General features: G+C 42.7%; 15 protein-coding genes, 1 tRNA gene and 1 pseudogene. 12 read left to right on the plus strand and 5 right to left on the minus strand.

The window, feature by feature from the left end; genetic code table 11:
- Positions 1 to 117 precede the first annotated feature (117 nt).
- Complete coding sequence (locus tag QUB24_RS05030; protein ID WP_333151268.1) at positions 118 to 2,010, minus strand: PAS domain S-box protein; 1,893 nt, start codon at positions 2,008 to 2,010, stop codon at positions 118 to 120.
- Between the two features lie 478 nt (positions 2,011 to 2,488).
- Between QUB24_RS05030 and purH the strand changes: the two genes are divergently transcribed.
- Both purH and QUB24_RS05040 read left to right on the plus strand, forming a co-directional pair.
- Entirely contained in the window at positions 2,489 to 4,036 is a 1,548-nt protein-coding gene (purH, locus tag QUB24_RS05035) for a bifunctional phosphoribosylaminoimidazolecarboxamide formyltransferase/IMP cyclohydrolase (protein WP_333151270.1), read from the plus strand.
- A 223-nt stretch (positions 4,037 to 4,259) separates the two neighbouring features.
- On the plus strand, positions 4,260 to 5,204 hold the full coding sequence (locus QUB24_RS05040) for a 2OG-Fe(II) oxygenase (RefSeq protein ID WP_333151272.1): 945 nt from the start codon (positions 4,260 to 4,262) through the stop codon (positions 5,202 to 5,204).
- Between the two features lie 307 nt (positions 5,205 to 5,511).
- On the opposite strand, the gene QUB24_RS05045 is transcribed toward QUB24_RS05040, so the two are convergent.
- On the minus strand, positions 5,512 to 6,993 hold the full coding sequence (locus QUB24_RS05045; RefSeq protein ID WP_333151274.1) for an ankyrin repeat domain-containing protein: 1,482 nt from the start codon (positions 6,991 to 6,993) through the stop codon (positions 5,512 to 5,514).
- 96 nt (positions 6,994 to 7,089) lie between these two features.
- Between QUB24_RS05045 and QUB24_RS05050 the strand changes: the two genes are divergently transcribed.
- The 5 genes from QUB24_RS05050 (at position 7,090) to QUB24_RS05070 (ending at position 12,539) form a co-directional block, all read left to right on the plus strand.
- Positions 7,090 to 7,560 (plus strand): DUF4079 domain-containing protein, encoded by a 471-nt coding sequence (locus tag QUB24_RS05050; protein ID WP_333151276.1) that lies wholly within the window; start codon positions 7,090 to 7,092, stop codon positions 7,558 to 7,560.
- A 381-nt stretch (positions 7,561 to 7,941) separates the two neighbouring features.
- Positions 7,942 to 8,232, plus strand: a complete 291-nt coding sequence (locus tag QUB24_RS05055) for a hypothetical protein (RefSeq protein ID WP_333151278.1) — start codon at positions 7,942 to 7,944, stop codon at positions 8,230 to 8,232.
- A 371-nt stretch (positions 8,233 to 8,603) separates the two neighbouring features.
- Entirely contained in the window at positions 8,604 to 9,392 is a 789-nt protein-coding gene (locus QUB24_RS05060; protein WP_333033909.1) for a helix-turn-helix domain-containing protein, read from the plus strand.
- Positions 9,393 to 9,708: 316 nt separating this feature from the next.
- A complete protein-coding gene (locus tag QUB24_RS05065) occupies positions 9,709 to 11,844 on the plus strand; it encodes an ATP-binding domain-containing protein (protein ID WP_333151280.1) in 2,136 nt (711 codons plus the stop codon).
- Entirely contained in the window at positions 11,841 to 12,539 is a 699-nt protein-coding gene (locus QUB24_RS05070) for a DUF2290 domain-containing protein (RefSeq protein WP_333151281.1), read from the plus strand. Before QUB24_RS05065 ends, QUB24_RS05070 begins: the two co-directional genes overlap by 4 nt.
- 161 nt (positions 12,540 to 12,700) lie before the next feature.
- On the opposite strand, the gene QUB24_RS05075 is transcribed toward QUB24_RS05070, so the two are convergent.
- Entirely contained in the window at positions 12,701 to 13,426 is a 726-nt protein-coding gene (locus QUB24_RS05075; RefSeq protein WP_333151283.1) for a DEAD/DEAH box helicase family protein, read from the minus strand.
- A 129-nt stretch (positions 13,427 to 13,555) separates the two neighbouring features.
- Positions 13,556 to 13,626, minus strand: a tRNA-Cys gene (locus tag QUB24_RS05080).
- A gap of 197 nt (positions 13,627 to 13,823) precedes the next feature.
- On the opposite strand from QUB24_RS05080, the gene cpdA reads away from it, so the two are divergent.
- From cpdA to QUB24_RS05095, 3 genes are all read left to right on the plus strand, one after another.
- Positions 13,824 to 14,603: a 3',5'-cyclic-AMP phosphodiesterase gene (cpdA, locus tag QUB24_RS05085; protein WP_333151285.1), complete on the plus strand. Its 780-nt coding sequence runs from the start codon at positions 13,824 to 13,826 to the stop codon at positions 14,601 to 14,603.
- A 191-nt stretch (positions 14,604 to 14,794) separates the two neighbouring features.
- On the plus strand, positions 14,795 to 16,273 hold the full coding sequence (locus QUB24_RS05090; RefSeq protein ID WP_333151287.1) for an alpha-amylase: 1,479 nt from the start codon (positions 14,795 to 14,797) through the stop codon (positions 16,271 to 16,273).
- Positions 16,274 to 16,475: 202 nt separating this feature from the next.
- Positions 16,476 to 17,252 carry an SDR family NAD(P)-dependent oxidoreductase gene (locus QUB24_RS05095; protein ID WP_333151289.1) on the plus strand — a complete coding sequence of 259 codons (777 nt, stop codon included), beginning with the start codon at positions 16,476 to 16,478 and terminating at the stop codon, positions 17,250 to 17,252.
- A gap of 144 nt (positions 17,253 to 17,396) precedes the next feature.
- Here QUB24_RS05095 and cofG read toward each other — a convergent pair whose 3' ends face one another.
- Complete coding sequence (gene cofG / locus QUB24_RS05100) at positions 17,397 to 18,350, minus strand: 7,8-didemethyl-8-hydroxy-5-deazariboflavin synthase subunit CofG (RefSeq protein WP_333151291.1); 954 nt, start codon at positions 18,348 to 18,350, stop codon at positions 17,397 to 17,399.
- Here cofG and QUB24_RS05105 point away from each other — a divergent pair.
- Positions 18,334 to 18,540, plus strand: coding sequence for a hypothetical protein (locus QUB24_RS05105; protein ID WP_333151293.1), 207 nt, complete (start codon positions 18,334 to 18,336; stop codon positions 18,538 to 18,540). The two genes, cofG and QUB24_RS05105, sit on opposite strands and share 17 nt — an antisense overlap.
- 172 nt (positions 18,541 to 18,712) lie before the next feature.
- Positions 18,713 to 18,870, plus strand: a pseudogene (locus tag QUB24_RS05110) (photosystem II q(b) protein); the annotation flags it as partial.

Genomic DNA, 18,870 nt, shown 5'->3' on the forward strand with positions numbered 1-18,870 from the left:
CCCAGCCAGAGTCTGGGAACGAGAAAAAGCGATTTTTCTCGTTTTGTAGGAGTGCGAGTCCCGCTCGCTTGTTTGCCTATATATCAAGTTGGTAAGCTGCAGATTGCACATTCCGCGCTAATGTGCGATCGGAATTCTGATAATAAATTCCGTGCCCTTGCCCAATTCCGAATTACAAGATAATTCGCCTTTGTGTCTTTCTACAATAATTTGATAGCTAATTGACAAACCCATTCCCGTGCCTTTGCCAATGGGCTTGGTAGTAAAAAATGTATCGAATATCTGCTGTTTGACTTCCTCAGTTATTCCCTGGCCGTTGTCGGCAATTTTAATTTCTACAAAATTGCCGACTACTTCCGTACCAATCCTAATCTGGCTGGGATTTTCTAGCATTTCTCGACAAGTTTGCCTACTGTTCGCATCTTCTAAAGCATCGATCGCATTGCTGAGAATATTCATAAAAACTTGATTTATTGGCCCAGCAAAACACTCAACATTCGGCAATTTTCCGTAGTGTTTTACAATTTGAATTGGCTGCTTTTCTCCGTTCCCTTTCAAACGGTGATTGAGAATTAACAGCGTGCTGTCAATACCTTCGTGGAGGTTAACGGGTTTCATCTGTGAATCGTCATGGCGCGAGAAGTTCCGCAGCGACTGCACAATCTGGCAAATCCGCTCGACACCAACGCTCATTGAAGACAGTATTTTAGGTAAATCTTCAGCTAAAAAATCGAGATCTTTTTTTTCTCTTTCCTCTTGAATTTCGGCGACGGGATTAGGATAGTGCTGTTGATAAAGTTGGAGGTGGTGAAACAAGTCTTGAGTATAATTTGTGAGATGAGCGAGATTGCCGTAAATGAAGCTGACTGGGTTGTTAATTTCGTGAGCGACCCCGGCAAGTAGCAATCCCAAACTAGACATTTTTTCGCTTTGAACTAATTGGGAATTAGTGGCTTTGAGTTGCTCAAGTGTGGCTGCTAGTTGAGCGGCTTGTTCTCTGCTTTGTGCTTCGGAATTATGCAAGGCTTCTTCAGCTTGTTTGCGCTCAGTGATGTCTCTCTGTACGCCAATAAAATGAGTTAATTTGCCCATTCGATCGCGCACAGGAGATAGGGAGAAACAATTCCAGAAAGCGGTTCCGTTTTTGCGGTAATTCTTTAATATTACCTTGCATTCGCTTTCTGTTTGCAAGGCTTGGCGAATTATTTCTACTGCCGCCGGATCCGTATCGCTTCCGTGCAAAAATCGGCCGTTTTTTCCGATAATTTCCTGCCGCCGATAACCTGTCATGCTTTCAAATGCGGGATTGCAATAAATAATTGGATGTTCGGGGTCAGTGGCGTCAGAAATCGTAACTCCGGTGCTAGTAGCTGCTATAGCTCGATCGTACAACCAAAGCATTTCTTCTGCGCGCTTGCGATCGGTAATGTCCCGCAGCGTAGCTAAATAAGCCATTTCTCCATCCCATTCCGTTTCCACAACCCGCATTTCTACTACAGCATTTGCTTTTTGCTTGCGAATAGCTTCAACTTCTGTTTGCACGACGCGAGTTCCTGGTGCTTCCGTTTTTCCAACTTGGGGAATAATATCCGTCGCCATCTCAATGTCGCAAGCTGAAACTTCTACTACTAAATTGCCAAAAAATGCTTGACCTAGAAGTTCCTCTGCCGTGCAGTTAAACAGCGCTTCTGCTGACTGGTTGGCAAAACAAACAAGTCCTCGCTTGTTAACGATTGCGATGCCGTCGGCATTTTTTTCTATCACATTCCGAAACCGAGATTCGCTAGCTTTCAAATCCTGCTTTAGCTGTTCCATTGCTCGCTCCATCTGCTGCAATTCGCACAAACTAACACTATAAGCTTCGGAAATATTGGCTTCGGTCGAATTCTGGCCTCTTTTTTTTGGCATCTGTTGGTAGGCTGTTCTATTGGCCAGATTGGGAGCAGTTTTTTTATGGTTCCTGCTAATATTACTGAGTTTATTTTCGGGATCTGCTTCTTGAAAAAACATATTTCAACCCTACCAAATTATTTTCTAGATTAAGGTGTTGCGATCGCCCAATTTTCCGGGAAGTTTAGGGAGAGAGCAATTTACACCCGATGCTAGCACATTACTTTTAGAATTCATCATAAAACATCGTTGTTAAAATTCAAGAGCGATCGCCCTATAATTATCTATTAAGTTTTATTAAGTAATTTCAACAACATTGACACTTACGTAGCGACACGAACTGTGAAAGCTGGATAGGGCTGCAATCCCCCTCGCACTCACAAAATAATCAGTTCCACGCGCCAGTCTTAAATATTTAGAAGCCACTGGTCAGTATAAAATATTATATACTTTTGACAAAAAATATGGGTCAAAATAAGCGAACTCATCTTTATTGTGTTAAAAATAATCATAATTAGCCATTCCCAAATCATGTGCCTGCCACCAGATTTGGTATAGAATATAACCTGTCTATTTTTGCGATCGCAACTTCAAACCAATGGCACGTCTAGCACTTCTGAGCACATCCAATAAAACCGGACTAATCGACTTAGCGCGCAGTCTAGTAGAAGAATTTGAATTTGACATAATTAGTAGTGGCGGGACAGCAACGGCCCTCAAAGAAGCAGGCATCCCAGTCACCAAAGTTGCGGAATATACTGGTTCTCCAGAAATTTTGGGAGGGCGAGTCAAAACACTTCACCCACGAATCCACGGTGGCATTTTAGCACGGCGCGATGTACCGGAAGACCTCGCAGATTTAACAGCAAATCAAATTCGGGCGATCGATCTAGTTGTAGTGAATCTGTATCCATTTGAAGAGACAATTTCTAAACCAGGAGTTACTCTAGCAGACGCAATTGAGCAGATAGATATCGGCGGCCCAGCAATGTTGAGAGCTTCCGCCAAAAACCACGCTCATTTGACAGTTTTGTGCGACCCAGAACAGTACAATACTTATTTAAAAGAACTGCGGGAAAATGGCGGTGAAGCATCCTTAGAGTTTAGGCAAAAATGCGCGCTGGAAACCTTCAAACATACAGCAAACTACGATCGCGCGATCGCAACTTATCTCAGCAGCAGCCAATCCGCTGAAAAATATTCGCTACCAGAGCAGTTTAATTTATCAGGAAAAGAGTTGCAAACTCTCCGCTACGGCGAAAATCCCCATCAAGCCGCCACCTGGTATCAAAGCGGAACTACACCGACAGGCTGGACGACTAGCACCATCCTGCAAGGCAAAGAATTAAGCTACAATAATTTAGTAGATTTAGAAGCAGCAAGGCGGCTGATCGTAGAATTCCCGGACACACCCGCCGCCGCTATTCTGAAGCATACAAATCCTTGTGGCACAGCCTTGGGAACAACTATTTCTGAAGCGTATCAAAAAGCCTTCGACACCGATTCAGTCTCAGCTTTCGGCGGAATTGTTGCCCTCAACCGCCCGATTGATGCTGCTACCGCAACGGCGTTAACTCAAACATTTTTAGAATGTATCGTCGCGCCGGGGTGCGAACCAGAAGCCGAAGAAATTATCAAGAAAAAGGCGAAAGTTCGAGTATTAATTTTGCCAGATTTGACTCAAGGGCCGCCACAAACAGTTAAAATTATTGCAGGCGGTTTGCTGGTGCAAAACTCAGATAATGTAGTAGAAGAAACTAGCAAATGGCGCGCAGTTACTGAGAAACAGCCGACTGCGGGAGAGTTGGAAGAATTGCTGTTTGCTTGGAAAGTAGCGAAACACGTCAAATCCAATGCGATCGTTGTGACGCGCGATCGCACTACAATCGGTGTCGGCGCCGGACAAATGAATCGCGTGGGTTCGGTTAAACTAGCATTGGAACAAGCAGGAGAAAAGAGCAAAGGAGCGATTTTGGCAAGCGATGGTTTCTTCCCCTTCGACGATTCAGTCAAAACTGCGGCTGAGGCTGGAATAATTGCGATCGTCCAACCGGGAGGAAGTATGCGCGATCGAGATTCCATTGAAGCCGCCAACCAACTCGGAATCACAATGGTTTTCACCGACATCCGCCACTTCTTGCATTAATTAAGTTCGTAGCAATGACATTTTACACCTCTATTATGAACAGGCAAGATGCCTGTTCCACAAAGAGTTAATTCTATTGTGGGGTGGGAAGCAAGCCCGCCACAAACAGGCTTACCTGCCTGTTTCACAAAGAAAAGAGTCAATTCCAGTTCTATTGTCGGGAGTAGGGGTTGGGCTTCTAGCCCGCCCTAAAAAAATTTTCCTTCTTCTATAACTAACGGCTATGACTAGCACAATTCAACCGCAAATTAAACCCCAAGACATAAAAGTCAAAATCCTGCTCACCGGGGGACATCAATGCACCGTCACCCTCAAATCTGATACACCACTATTGCACAGCCTGATCAAAACATTAGTCGATCGCACCCAACAAACACTCAGTTTTTCGCCCTTATTTCAAATCCCCATAGACGACGGGCGTTCCACCCTTTTTTTTCCCGGCGAACACCTAGTCGGATTAGTCACAGAACCCCCAATTTACTTGCAGCAACTGCAACCGCAGCAGCCTGCAACTCCTGTAGAAATTCCCGCCGAAATTCCCGCCGAAATTCCCGCCCCTGCGCCGCCTGTAAATGACGACTTAATATCTCGCTACGCCCAAATAGACAACTTTTTGACCCCTGCCGAAAAGAACAAACTCCTTAAATATGTCTTAGCAAAAGAATCACAATTTGTGACTACCAGCACCTCAACCAATGCCGAAGATTACCGCCGTTCGATGGTACTCCACTCGTTCCCCGAATTTTCCGAACTGATGGTTAATCGCATCAAAGCAATTCTCCCCGACGTGCTGCAAAAATTAAATATTCCCTCATTTCCGCTTGGTGAAATAGAAGCTCAGTTAACCATGCACAATGACAACAACTTTTACAAACTTCACAACGATAGTGGCTCTCCAGATACCGCCACCAGATTTTTTACTTACGTTTACTATTTCTATCGAGAACCCAAGGCTTTTTCAGGTGGCGAATTGCAGATTTATGACAGCAAAATCGAGAACAATTTCTATGTTGCAGACAAGACATTCAGAACTGTTGAACCTCGCAATAATAGCATCGTATTTTTTCTGAGTCGCTATATGCACGAAGTTTTGCGAGTTAGTTGTCCCTCAAAAGCTTTTGCTGATAGCCGCTTTACTATTAACGGCTGGGTACGTAAAGCAAATTGAGGTTAATATCATGTCGGGTCGAGCTACCGCGATTTTTGTAGGGGCGGGTTCCACCAACCATAATCGCCAATAATTGACAATCTCAAAAACCCGCCCCGACCGGGATATTATGGTTAATCGATCGGACATGATATAATTCATTGTCCGGGACGCACTAATCACCTAATTTTGTCATTCTGAGTGAAGCGAAGAATCTCAAATTCTTGCCACACCGTTACAATGCGTAAGTCCCGATATCTGAGATTCTTCACTTCCCAAAGCCTACCCTCAGAATGACAGAATTACGTTACTCAAAACTATTTCATTCTTACTCCAGTGCTCCAGCACTTTTGAGCAATTTTACCACATTAGAATAACCCTTAAACTCAGCCAACATTAAAGCTGTATAATTTCCCGGATTTTTGTGGTTGAGTTCTGAACCAGCATCAATTAAAATCTTTACTGCATCAGGATAACCCCGATGTGCTGCCCACATTAAAGCTGTTGCGCCCGAATCATCCAGCAAGTTGACATCGGCACCTTTTTCGATTAATAATTGGACGATCGCAATATAACCGCGATCGCACGCCTTCATTAAAGCCGTTTTCCCCAAATCCGCCGGGATATTCGGATCAGCACCGCCGTCAAGCAAAGCCTTCACCGTCTCGGTATGTCCGTGAAAAGCAGCCAGCGTCAAAGCCGTCTCCCCAAAGTTTTTCGCATTCAGAAATTCATCCCGATTTGAGTTTACTTTTTGCAGCAAAGCCGATACGATCGCACTATGGCCGTGAACAGCCGCCACGAGTAAAGGCGTATCGCCCAACCGATTTCTCGAACCGACACTAGCACCTCGGTTTAAGAGCAATTCCACCACATCTTCGCACCCTTCAACCACGGCAAAATTCAAAGCAGTTTCATCATCTTTATCCTTAGCGTTGATATCCGCGCCAGCATCGAGTAAGATATGGGCGATCGGCGCATTTCCTCCAGCAGCCGCGGCCATCAAAGCCGTGCCCCCATCTCCATTTTTCACATTCGCATCAGCACCTGCACCAAGCAAAGTTTGCACCACATCAGTATTGCCGGAATCGGCAGCCAAAGTTAAAGCAGTTTCGCCGTTTTTGTCGCGAATTTCGACATCAGCACCAGCAGCCAACAGCGCCTCGACAACAGCCAAATTTCCCGCCGTCGCAGCCAGCATCAAAGCAGTTTTGCTCTCTAGATTTTTAACATTAGCATCCGCCCCACAATTGAGCAAAATTCGCACAATTTCAGCGCTTCCTTGACGGACAGCTAAAAACAGCATAGAATTGTCAGCAACAGCACCCGCATCCACCAAAGCTTTGACAACAGCTTCGTGACCCGATAAAGCAGCTATTTTCAGAGCTGAATCTCCATCTTTATCTTGTACATTTACATCAGCATTAGCATCAAGTAAAAGCCGGATAACATTGATATCACCTTTCAGAGAAGCAGCCATCAAAGCCGTACTTCCATCATCATTTTTAGCATTAACATCAGCACCCGCAGCCAGCAACAGCCGCACAGAGTCAGCCTGTTTGTGAGCCGCCGCCAGCATTAAAGCCGTCAAGCCAAAACGCCTGCTCACATGGTTGACATTAGCGTCATTGTTTAGTAGAATACGCACGATTTCTGTATAGCCTTTTTGGGCAGCAAACATCAAAGCCGTCGTCCCCTCAGAGTCTTTGGCGTTAGCGTTAACATTCTTAGCGAGTAAAGCTTGGACGTGAATAATGTTGCCAGTCTTGGCGGCTTGAATCAATACAGCGTCTTGTTTAGTGGCAGGCATAATAGTCTCTCATACCGTATATTTTTACCGTCGCACGAGACGGCCTGACTGGTATGCTAAGTTTTATGAAGTATGTTTGCTAATCCTCAGAACACTATGAATCTCGAAATTCCTCAGTCAGTGAAAGTTTGGAGCCAATTCATCCACCCAGTTTTAATGTGGGTACTGCTGGCCATCTCATTTTATGCTTTGTATCTCGGCCTTCAAATCCGACGTACCAGAAGTGCCGAAGGCGAACTCAAAAAAGAGTTAATTAAGGGCAAATTTAACGTCAAGCACCACCAGATGGGTTCTTTGCTGTTAGCATTGATGGTTACGGTGGCGATCGTGGGAATGGCTGTCACCTACATCAATAACGGCAAGCTATTTGTCGGCCCGCACTTGCTAGCAGGGTTGGGAATGATGGCAATAATTGCGATCGCCGCCTCGCTGACTCCTTTGATGCAAAAAGGCAATGATTGGGCGAGAAACGCTCACATCTTTCTGAATGTTGTGCTCTTGGGGCTGTTTGGCTGGCAAGCGGTAACAGGCGTGGAAATCGTGCAGAGAATTATCAGCAAAATGTGATAATTTGGCTAAGATTGCTAATCACTAATTGCTTTGGGGCGATTAGTGATTAGCAATTAAATTGTGATATTTTTTTAGTGGTTTAAGAGCCAAGCTTTCCTTTGGATGATATAATAGACTAAAGTTAAATTGAGCGAACAAATTATAAGATTAATTAGGGAGATTTTTGAAATCCGAAGAAGGAAAGCCATGCTAGAAAATCTGATCAAATACTTTGTGTACGCAACAAAAGGCTATATTACAAAAACGCAGTTAATCAAGTTTTTGTATTTGGCCGATCTTTATGCGGTCAAATGGACAGACAAGCAGCTTACTGATTTAGATTGGCGTTATTATTACTTTGGGCCTTAGAATGAAGGCATAGAGGCTGTTTTAAATCAAATGAATGGCAAAGAGATTGTTCAAGAATCTCAGGGAGACAGTATATTCATCAGACTTGGTGAGGGAGCTGGTAATGTGGATGATTTAAAGTTACCTTTAGGTCTGAAGCTCATGCTTGACAACATCAGGAGAGAATGGGCCGGTGCCGGAGAGGATAAACTGAATCAGTTACTAGAATATGTCTATAGCACTGCTCCCATGCTTGAGGTTAAATATAGCCACGAACCAGAGGAACAGGTGAGACTTAATCTCTCCAAAGAAAGAGAAAAGTTAATGAGTGAATTGGGGTGAGCGAGTGGCTGGACAAAAACCGCGTCAAGGTTGGATTTATTTTATCAATCCCTATAGAGTATCTCTTTGTCGAGTGTCAAATTATTTGTCCACTTGCCAAATTATTGACCACTAGCTTTGACCGCTTCACAATCCTTATAGAATAAGGCTTTAAGCTATTTTAATACCTTTCTTTGACGACGGGAGACTTTTGACAAATTAGTTGTCCGCTCTTCTATAATTGACAAATTATGTGTCTTTTCTTGAAAACGGCTATTTTTACGAGTTTTTTAAGGATTGACACATTATTGTCCTTTTGTCTTATAATACATAAATGTTTTAATCAAACATTTATGTACCTATCGTTATGCAGCAATTGCTTGGAGGTATAAATGCTGATCCCTTCCTCAGATGAAACAGCTAGCCCTGTTGAAGTTCAGGAAATAGTGACTGAACTCTCAGATGAAGCAAAGCTTAAGCAGGAGGTAATTCAGAGCCTTATGGAACCGTGTGATCGCCGCACCTATGGGCAAAGGCAAGGAGAAGCAGCCCAAAAGCTGGGCGTATCAGTGCGAACGGTGCGACGGTTGGTTGCTAAGTGGGAGCAAGAAGGATTAGCCGCTCTTAACCACGATCAACGCGCCGATAAAGGAAAGCATCGCATCGCCCCTGACTGGCAAGACTTCATCCTTAAAACCTACAAGGAGGGCAATAAAGGTAGTAAACGCATTACCCCTGCCCAAGTAGCGATTCGTGTTCAGGCAAGGGCGCAAGAATTAGGTCAAGAAGATTACCCCAGTTACAGAACGGTATATCGCGTTCTGCAACCAATTGTTGAGCAGCAAGAGCAAAAGCAAAGTGTCAGGAGTAGAGGATGGCGAGGATCGCGGCTATCGGTTAAAACTCGTGATGGCAAAGACTTATCAGTGGAGTATAGCAACCATGTTTGGCAATGTGACCATACCCGTGCAGATGTGTTGTTGGTAGATCGAGATGGTCAGCTTTTAGGTCGTCCCTGGTTAACAACGGTGATTGATACCTATTCTCGCTGCATTGTAGGGATTAATTTGGGCTTTGATGCGCCAAGTTCCCAAGTGGTAGCTCTTGCCCTACGGCACGCTATGTTACGCAGTGTTGCTTCGTGGTACTTGTGGCGCAGTTTGGAGCTAAAGCCAGTTTGAGGAGTGCTGCCAAAAGGGGGGAAGATGTGATCCCTCCTATCGTTCATTCTCTACATCCCTCAGTGTGAGTACGCTGTTGTTATTCTTTGAACCCTTTGCTAGATAAGAGTTTCAAACTGTTACAGATGTTTCCGCTTTTATGCGGTACACTAAATATTTTGTAGTGGTTTGTAATAAATTGGTTTGCTAATTGCTACTGTACGTCACAAAAGCGGGAACCGCTGTAATCTTTGTTTATAAACAGCTTTTAGTATCAAAAGTCGAGTATAATAATCCAGAAACTGCTGTAAGTTTTCTCAAACGGAGACACTTTAGAATGCAAAAAAATATTCTCTCTCAAGGCTTTTATGATGATCAAGCTTCTAACCAGTTGGTTAGATTCTTAGAAGAACACGAACAAAAGCTGGGCATAACTAACTCAGTGCTTTACTATAATTTTCCTATCTTTAAGAATATTGATGAAGATGTTCAATCTCCTAGCTTGATGCTAATATGCCCATATCATGGAATCTTTATATTTCAGTGTAACAACAGAGCATCACGAGAATTAAAACTCGAAAATATTAAATATATTGATGATGAATTATCTCAAATATACAGCTTTATATTTTCCAAATTAATAAAGAATAAAAATATTAGAAAAGATCGTAGCAGTCTTTTGATTGACATTAATGCAGCCATATATGCACCTAATATTGATTCTCAGTATTTGGATTTAGAAAATGAATTAATAATTAATGATTCACAAATTACTACATCTTTAAATCAAGTTAATAATGAATCAGCTATTTCAGAGGAAATATTAAATGAAATTATTGCTGTTCTTGAGGGTTCTAAAGGTATTATCAAGCCTAAGGAACGGTATATATTAGAAAATCAATCAAATACTAAGGGCGGAATCTTAAGTGCTTTAGAACAAGAAATAGCTAATTTTGATAAGAAACAGAAGTATGCAGCTTTAACTCAATTGGAAGGTCCTCAAAGAATTAGAGGACTTGCTGGATCAGGAAAGACAATTGTATTAACAATGAAAGCGGCATTAATTCATCTACGTAATCCAGATGCGATTATTTTATATACTTTTAATACTAAAAGTTTGTATAGCTACATTAAACGTTTAATCACAAGATTTTACAGACAGCATGAAGATAGCGATCCAGACTGGAAAAAAGTACACATCTTGCATGGTTGGGGAGGCAGTTCAGTAAAGGGTGTATACTATCAAATGTGCAGTCAGAATAATGTTCAGCCTATAAGTTTTCAAGAAGCTAGAAATCGGTCAGTCGATCCTTTTGACTTTGTTTGCCAAGATTTACTTGCTAAAAAAAATGGGAGATTAGACAAAGTTTATGATTATGTCCTCATGGACGAAGCACAAGACTTTAAGCCTTCTTTCTATCAATTATGTCGTCAAATTGTAAGTAATGACTGCCTCGTGTGGGGTTATGATGAACTCCAAAATATTTTAAATGTCAAAATCCAGTCCACTGTAGAGACATTTAAAAATGAAAAATATAAGTACAAAGGAATTGATTTAGCTAAGTTGCAAAAGCAATATCCCCAGATAGATAACGATATAGTTCTAGCCAAGTGTTATCGTAGCTCACGAGAAATTCTAGTTCTTGCACATGCAATAGGCTTCGGGATTTATAATTCCAAAATTATACAGATGCTGGAAAACAAAGACCATTGGAGTGATCTTGGATACGAAGTTATTCAAGGTGATTGTAAAGAAGGATCTCACATGATCATCCAGAGACCACTCAATAATAGCCCTTTAACTATATCAGAGAAGCAAAAACCCGAGGAACTTATTAGATCTTACACGGCTTCTGATATGACTGATGAAGTAAGTTGGGTTTGTAATTCTATACAAAATGATATTGAGAATGAAAAACTTAATCCAGAAGACATTCTTGTTGTTTGTATAGATGATAAATATGCCAGAAAATATTTTACTAGGATTAGTGAAAATTTAAGGGAAATAGATATTAAATCAAATAATGTTCTTGCAGATATTTATGCAACAGACTTTTTTGTGGAAGGATGTGTAACTCTATCTACAGTTTATAGGGCTAAAGGTAATGAAGCGGCTATAGTTTATGTAATTGGAGTAGATACATTTGTTTATGAAAAAGATTCAATAATTGCTAGGAATAAATTATTTACTGCATTTACTCGTGCAAAAGCTTGGTTAGTTGTGACAGGCGCAAACGAGTATGCTGAAATTTTATTTAAAGAAATTAGAGCAGCTTTAAGTAAAATGCCCAACCTTGAGTTTATATATCCAAATATTGAAGAAATGAATGTTTTCCAAAGAGATTTGGCTGATGTCAATGTAGCAAAAGCACCTTTACGAGAGAAAATTCAGGAACTTTTTAATGAAGCCGAGAGAAAAAATATTTCCCCTGAAGAACTGCTGCATTTAATGAAGTTGGAAGGAAAGAAATGAATTTAGCAATCATGGAAGAGGGGTTTAAAAAAGCAAAAAAGATATTGAGAGCTTGCAATTTGTTCTACACTGAAAACTATACTAAGGCGGTAATGTTTAAACCTTCAAAATTCTCAAGTGATTTCTTTCAAGCTTCTCAAGGTGGGGATTATCGTAATTTATATCAAGTGGCTATAATTAACAAAGATTATGATATCTTACTCGAAGATTATTCTTTTTTTCAATTCTCTTGCGAAAGTTATTTAAATAATGAAGTAAAGTATAGATATGCCTATTACGAAGTACCTTCTAAATTTCCAACTTACGAAGAGTTTCTATATGAAAATAATTTATTTTATATAGATTGCGGAGAAGAATTCCGCCAAGATTACGAGCAAGTTATAGATGAAGCTAAGTTAAAAAATGCTGTAACACCAGTAAGATATGATTATGATGAAAGCCTTCATGATCCACCTGTTCATTCTACTTCACATCTACACTTAGGTTTTCAAAATGAAATAAGGATTCCAAGTAAGTATCTTCTAACGCCACATGCTTTTGTAGCTTTTATTGTCAGACATATCTATTGGAAAAGATGGAAAACTTTAATGAATGATAATAAATTTTGCTCAATTTATTATGTGAAAGGTGAGTGTCACTATTTAAATAAAACCTTGTTTACAAGTGATGAGGAAAAAGATTTTTATATTACTTGACAACTCTAGCTTTAGCTTGTTTTTGCTTGTATATAAACATAAATCATCTGACGAAATGGTTGAGCGAGATAGAAGAGAAAAATTGCATTATTGCGATTGATGGACGGAGTTATCATTTCGCCTCCAAACGGGAGAGGATACAGTTTGTGCTGGGAATAGAGTTAGTGTTTGCGGCGTTCTATGAGGAAATGTCTTGTGATCGCGATCGCCTGTGCTGCTAATGCCCTGCGATCGACTAAAAACAGAATCCGCTTGGCTACCTTCGCCTCTAGCAACCGATAAATTTGAGCAACTGTGAGAAAGGTTTTGCCGGTTCCCGTCGCCATAGCCACCAGCATCGCTCGTTTGCCTTTGACGATCGCTGATTCTGTGGCCGCGATCGCCTTTTCCTGGTAGGGGCGAAGCCTCTCAATTTGCTTAATCGGAGTATTCTGCAACCGAGTATAGCTGGCAGCTTGGTCATGATCAAACATTTCCGTTAAGGCATCCGCTGTATGAAAACTGGCAATTTCCCGAAAGATATTCAGGTGGCCTCTAACATCCAGAGAATAAATATTTTCGCCATTCGTAGAGTAGAGAAAAGGCACTCGGTAGCCTCGCCAATTCCCAATCCCATTAAACACCCCCCGCGAGTAGCGCTTTGCTTGTTCCAAGACATTTTGTGCGCCAACCGCTACTTTTTTGGCTTCAACAACACCCAAAAGCCGTCCTTTGACAAACAAGGCATAATCAGCCGGGCCATTGGCTGTAGGATATTCCTCAACTGCATGGCATTGCAGCGCGGAAGTATCCAACCCATCTCGATATTTGACAATCTGCCAATTGAGTGACTTTAGCTTAGTATTAATTCTCTGTTTTCTGGTTTTCGACTCAGATTCTTGGGTCATCTTTATTTGCTGTTATAAAGCTAGAACTCAAGAAGATTTTCCCAGTGGACTTGAGCACTCTCCCTATATCCTGTTAACCTTCTCGATCGCCCAAACGGCATTTTAGCCACATCTAACAAAAATTAAAAAAGGCGGCACCCAGATTTGAACTGGGGGTGGAGGTTTTGCAGACCTCTGCCTTACCACTTGGCTATGCCGCCGTCACGTCTGAAATTTGACGTTTTCTTATAGTACACCAAATCTCGAAAATTTTAACATACCTGTCAAAATTTTCGTAAAGCGCAGCTATCCCGATCGCGCCTGGGTTCCCCAAGGGTAGGGAATCGCCCTTTCCATATCCCCAAAACCCTTGTGGGAAGGTACTCTAGAACTATAGCAACGACCCGCAACACCAGCCATGACACCAGTTTTTCCCCTTCTCGTCGCCCAAATCACCGACACTCACTTGTTTGCAGAGATCGATCGAGAATGGAAAGGCCTCTCAACAACCCGCACCCTCCAAGCAGTTCTCGATCGCGTGCAACAGATACAGCCGCCGCCCGACTTACTCCTACTCACAGGCGACTTGTCCCAAGACGAAACACCAGAATCCTACCAGCGCCTCGTCTCCCTCATCGCCCCCCTAGGAATTCCCGCCTACTGGATACCTGGGAACCACGACAACATCCCAGTCATGGCAGAAATCTTAAATCAGTCGCCTCTTTCTCCAGAAAAATCATGGAAACTAGGAAACTGGCAATTTCTATTGCTTTCGAGTGTGGAAGCCGGATGCGACGGCGGGCGGCTTTCCCCAGAAAGCTTGCATTGGCTCGACTCTCAACTGCAACAAACGGGCGATCGACCTGTTATTATTGCCTTGCACCATCATCCGCTGCCGATCGACTCTGAAATAATGGATGGAATGATGCTGCACAATGCCGATGAATTTTTGGCAATTGTCGATCGATACCCTCAAATCAAAATCGTTCTTTGTGGCCACATTCACCAAGAATTTCAACAACAGCGGGGGTCAGTTACCTACTTGGGGACACCCAGCACCTGCATCCAACTTTTACCCAAAAGCCATCCGATTATAGTTGACGAAATCCCGGCGGGATTTAGATTGCTTGAATTGGCGATCGACGGTACTTGGAACACCAGAGTTGAGCGAGTTGCTGCAAAATCGCCACTAACTTAATATTTTTTAGTCTGCCTAAAATAATTACTATCAAATTTACATTCTGTTGTCAATACATCAACAGATAGATTGTTTTTAGCAGCCCCATCTTTTATGATATTTATTAACCATAGATTGCAGACATACGTAAACTAGCGAGCTACGAACATAAATGTCGATCGCAATTTAACAAAACAGGAAAAACTAAATATATGTCTGAACTAAATGGCGTCATGATGCAGTATTTCCACTGGTACAGCCCCGACGACGGCAGCCTGTGGAATCAGCTAGCGAAATCTGCAAAAGATTTAGCCAAAATAGGCGTTACATCCCTTTGGTTGCCACCCGCCTATAAAGGAACTGGCGGCGGTATGGATGTAGGTTACGGCGTCTACGACTTATTCGATTTAGGCGAGTTCGACCAAAAAGGGTCGGTACGCACGAAATACGGCACAAAAGATGAGTATTTGGCCGCGATTAAAGCTGCCCAAGATGCAGGAATTCGGATTTATGCCGATGTTGTCTTCAACCACAAATTAGGTGCCGATGCAGAAGAAGAAGCCGAAGCCACACCCTTCAATCCCGACAACCGGAATGACACCGTAGGCGAATATCAAAAAATCAAAGCTTGGACGCATTTTACCTTCCCAGGCCGCGACAAAAAATATTCCAGCATGGAGTGGCATTGGTGGCATTTTGACGCCATTGATTACAACGTTTACAACACAGAAACCCATGCCGTTTACCTGCTAAAAGGCAAAGAATTCGATCAAGGAGTAGACTTAGAAAAAGGTAATTTCGACTACCTGATGGGTTGCGATTTAGATATGGACAACCCAGAAGTCACCGGCGAATTAAAATATTGGGGTGAGTGGTATGTCGATACAACAAACGTTGACGGCTTTCGCTTCGATGCTGTCAAACACGTAGCAGCAGAATTTTTCCAAGAATGGTTGGAACACGTTCGTAACTATGTCAAACGCGACCTATTTGCCGTCGGCGAATATTGGTCTTACGAAGTGGAAGCTTTGCACTACTTCATCCAAGCAACGGATGGTAAAGTCTCCTTATTTGACGCACCCCTCCACTACAACTTCCACGCTGCTAGCAAAGCCGGCAATAGCTACGACTTGCGAACAATTTTTGATAACACCCTCGTCCAACAGCAACCAACCCTCGCCGTTACCTTGGTTGACAACCACGATTCGCAACCCTTGCAATCCTTAGAATCAGTTGTCGAAGCTTGGTTTAAACCTCTTGCCTACGCTTTAATCTTGCTCCGGCGCGAAGGATATCCGTGCATTTTTTACCCGGACTATTACGGCGCTAACTATAAAGACACAGCAAATGATGGCAACGAATACGAGATTTGGTTAGACAAGCATCAATTTATTCTCGATAAATTCTTGTTAGCGCGCCAAACCTATTCCTACGGCAATCAGTACGATTACTTCGACCACGCCAACACTATTGGCTGGACGCGACTTGGAGATGAAGAACATCCGGGCGGCATGGCTGTGGTACTCAGTAACGGAGGCGATGGCACTAAGTTTATGGAAGTCGGACAACCGAATCGAACTTATATTGACATCACCGAACACATCCAAGAACCAATCACAACTAATGACGATGGTTGGGCTGATTTTCGGTGTAACGCCGGTTCTGTTTCGGTCTGGGTCCCACAGCCGTAAGAACAGCATTAAAATTGAGGTACTCCTCTGCCTAAAGTAGGGTGTGCAGTGCACACCTTACCGCTATAATTAGTACATTAAACCACTTTTTAATTTCATGATTTAGATGACGGAAAGTTGTTTGTAGTGAGGACTAAAGTCCTCTATCGAGTATTATTTTTATGCTATGCGATCGCGCAAAAAAATATTTATCTAAAAAAATATGAAACTTTCAGAAAAAGTTGCAGTTATTACCGGCGGTGGGTCGGGAATTGGTCATGCAGCAGCAATTTTAATGGCCAAGGAAGGCGCAAAAGTTGCTATTATCGATCACATTTTGGAAACGGGGCAAGAAACCGTCCGCCAGTTGGTCAATGAAGGAGGCTGCGGGCTGGCTATTGCCGCAGATGTTGGGGATTCTGAACAAATGCAACAAGCGTTTCAAACAATTTTTGACAAATATCAAAGAATTGATATTGTGTTTGCAAATGCGGGTATTAACGGTGTATGGTCGCCGATAGAGGAGATAGAACCCGATGAGTGGGATCGGACAATTAACACAAACCTCAGAGGAACATTTTTGACTGTTAAGTATGCTGTTCCTCATCTGAAAAAACAAGGAGGTTCAATTGTAATTACATCATCAATTAATGGCACCAGAAGTTTCAGGAAAGTTGGTGCAACGGCCTACGCTTGTTCAAAAGCTGCCCAAGTAGCCTTTGCAAAAATGCTGGCGCTAGAACTCGCAGCCTGCCAAATTAGAGTCAATGTGATCTGTCCGGGCGGGGTGCTGACTGCCATTGAGGAAAGCACTGTTAAGCGCCATCTCGATCGCATTCCAGTCGCGCCTGATTCCATTCAAGACATGATTCCTTTGACGGATAATACGGCAGGTTCTAGCGAAGAAGTCGCCCAGTTAGTGTTATTTCTGGTATCACATTCCTCCAGCTTCATTACAGGTACTGAAGTCTGGATTGATGGTGGCGGTTCTTTGATTTAAAATCTCTATAGCAGCAATTTAAAGAAGGTTACTACCAATTACCCTTTACCCATAATTAATGACTAAATATCAAGCAATTTGGTCACAAGCCCCCGGATTTATCAGTAGGCTCAATTCTTCAATCTAAAATCTAAAATCTAAAATCTAAAATCGATTGACTCTCCATTGTTTAACAGCAGTTTGCAATGTCTGGGGCAGCCACTTATCGTACTGAGGATAAACAGGCAAACGCTGCACAAGTTGCCATCCCGATGCTGCTAAAATTTCTGTTAAAGTTAGGTGTTGCAGGTGAGGATAATCGGGATTAACTTCATCCCGCGGCCCGATTCCTCCTAAATCTCTAGCACCTGCTTCTAAACAAGCAAGTAATATGTCGGGCTGTGCAACTAAATTGGGGGGAATTTGTAGGGCAATTTCATCAGGTAAGATGCTGCGGGCGATCGCAATTACTTCCGGCATTTTTGTAGCATCAAAAACTTCACCGTCCCAAATTTGTTGATTTCCCGGACTGTGAGGCTGGAGGATAACTTCTTGAATGTGATTGTAACGCGAATGAATGCGGGCGATCGCCTCCAGCGTCTCAATCCAATCGCCCTCACTTTCCCCAATTCCCAGCAGCAAACCAGTTGTAAACGGAATCTTCAATTCCCCAGCCCATTCTAACTGTTGCAGCCGCAACGCCGGCACTTTACTTGGTGCGTGTCGGTGAACCGTTTTTAACAAATCTGGGGCAAGCTGTTCTAGCATCAGCCCCATTGATACATTTACCTCTTTTAACAGTGCCATCTCCTCAAAGCTGAGCGGCCCCACATTAGTATGCGGCAAAAATCCCAGAGCAAGTGCCAGTTCGCACAAATCGTAAATCCGCTGCAACCAAGCTTTTCGCCGTTGACTGTGAGGATGTACCTCGCCGCTGAGGATGAGAATTTCAATTACACCTTGAGTTTGCAGCAAGTTGAGCTGTTTTTCGGCTTCTGCGATTGTTAGCCAAGGACTTTGCAGGGGTTCTGCCCGAAAATTGCAATAGGTGCAGCGGTTAAAACACTCGTAAGTGGGAACCAGAGTATAAGCAGGGCTGTAGGTGACGGTGCGGGACATTCCTTGGGATTTTTATCGATCGGACTTACGCAACAACATATATCTGTGCAGTGCGAGTTTTGCGGTTGGCGATCGCAACCCTTCATCTATCTTAACACTGAGACAAGTCGGGAATCTCGTTGTCCAGGTAGATTATGAGTATTCTTCATTAGTGGGCGATCGTCCACAAATTCCGCACTCTGCTTTTTAAAACCCCATACAGCAAGCATTCTGGCTTATTATCAGCGCAGCTTATGACATTTATAATAAAAACTGTGCTGAGAAGGCCTTTACAAACTGAAATAAAAGCTTTATGTTTATTTACATGGCGGAACACAAAGCCGTCACGAACATTGAAAACCAAATAAAGCAATCATAAACAAATGACAACAACCTTACAGCAGCGCGAAAGCGCCAACGTCTGGGAACGCTTTTGTGAGTGGGTAACATCAACCGACAACCGGATTTACATCGGTTGGTTCGGAGTCTTGATGATTCCTACACTCCTGAGCGCCACAATTTGCTACATCATCGCCTTCAT

This window comes from Microcoleus sp. B9-D4 (assembly GCF_036705105.1).
In the GTDB taxonomy this organism is placed as follows: Bacteria; Cyanobacteriota; Cyanobacteriia; order Cyanobacteriales; family Microcoleaceae; genus Microcoleus.

What these genes read in the sequence shown, in the direction of transcription:
- QUB24_RS05040 (WP_333151272.1), top strand. Translation starts at nt 4,260, where the DNA reads ATGACTAGCACAATTCAACCGCAAATTAAACCCCAAGACATAAAAGTC.
- QUB24_RS05045 (WP_333151274.1), bottom strand. Translation starts at nt 6,993, where the DNA reads ATGCCTGCCACTAAACAAGACGCTGTATTGATTCAAGCCGCCAAGACT.
- QUB24_RS05070 (WP_333151281.1), top strand. Translation starts at nt 11,841, where the DNA reads ATGAATTTAGCAATCATGGAAGAGGGGTTTAAAAAAGCAAAAAAGATA.
- QUB24_RS05090 (WP_333151287.1), top strand. Translation starts at nt 14,795, where the DNA reads ATGTCTGAACTAAATGGCGTCATGATGCAGTATTTCCACTGGTACAGC.
- QUB24_RS05030 (WP_333151268.1), bottom strand. Translation starts at nt 2,010, where the DNA reads ATGTTTTTTCAAGAAGCAGATCCCGAAAATAAACTCAGTAATATTAGC.
- QUB24_RS05055 (WP_333151278.1), top strand. Translation starts at nt 7,942, where the DNA reads ATGAATGGCAAAGAGATTGTTCAAGAATCTCAGGGAGACAGTATATTC.
- purH (WP_333151270.1), top strand. Translation starts at nt 2,489, where the DNA reads ATGGCACGTCTAGCACTTCTGAGCACATCCAATAAAACCGGACTAATC.
- QUB24_RS05095 (WP_333151289.1), top strand. Translation starts at nt 16,476, where the DNA reads ATGAAACTTTCAGAAAAAGTTGCAGTTATTACCGGCGGTGGGTCGGGA.
- cofG (WP_333151291.1), bottom strand. Translation starts at nt 18,350, where the DNA reads ATGTCCCGCACCGTCACCTACAGCCCTGCTTATACTCTGGTTCCCACT.
- cpdA (WP_333151285.1), top strand. Translation starts at nt 13,824, where the DNA reads ATGACACCAGTTTTTCCCCTTCTCGTCGCCCAAATCACCGACACTCAC.
- QUB24_RS05060 (WP_333033909.1), top strand. Translation starts at nt 8,604, where the DNA reads ATGCTGATCCCTTCCTCAGATGAAACAGCTAGCCCTGTTGAAGTTCAG.
- QUB24_RS05065 (WP_333151280.1), top strand. Translation starts at nt 9,709, where the DNA reads ATGCAAAAAAATATTCTCTCTCAAGGCTTTTATGATGATCAAGCTTCT.
- QUB24_RS05075 (WP_333151283.1), bottom strand. Translation starts at nt 13,426, where the DNA reads ATGACCCAAGAATCTGAGTCGAAAACCAGAAAACAGAGAATTAATACT.
- QUB24_RS05050 (WP_333151276.1), top strand. Translation starts at nt 7,090, where the DNA reads ATGAATCTCGAAATTCCTCAGTCAGTGAAAGTTTGGAGCCAATTCATC.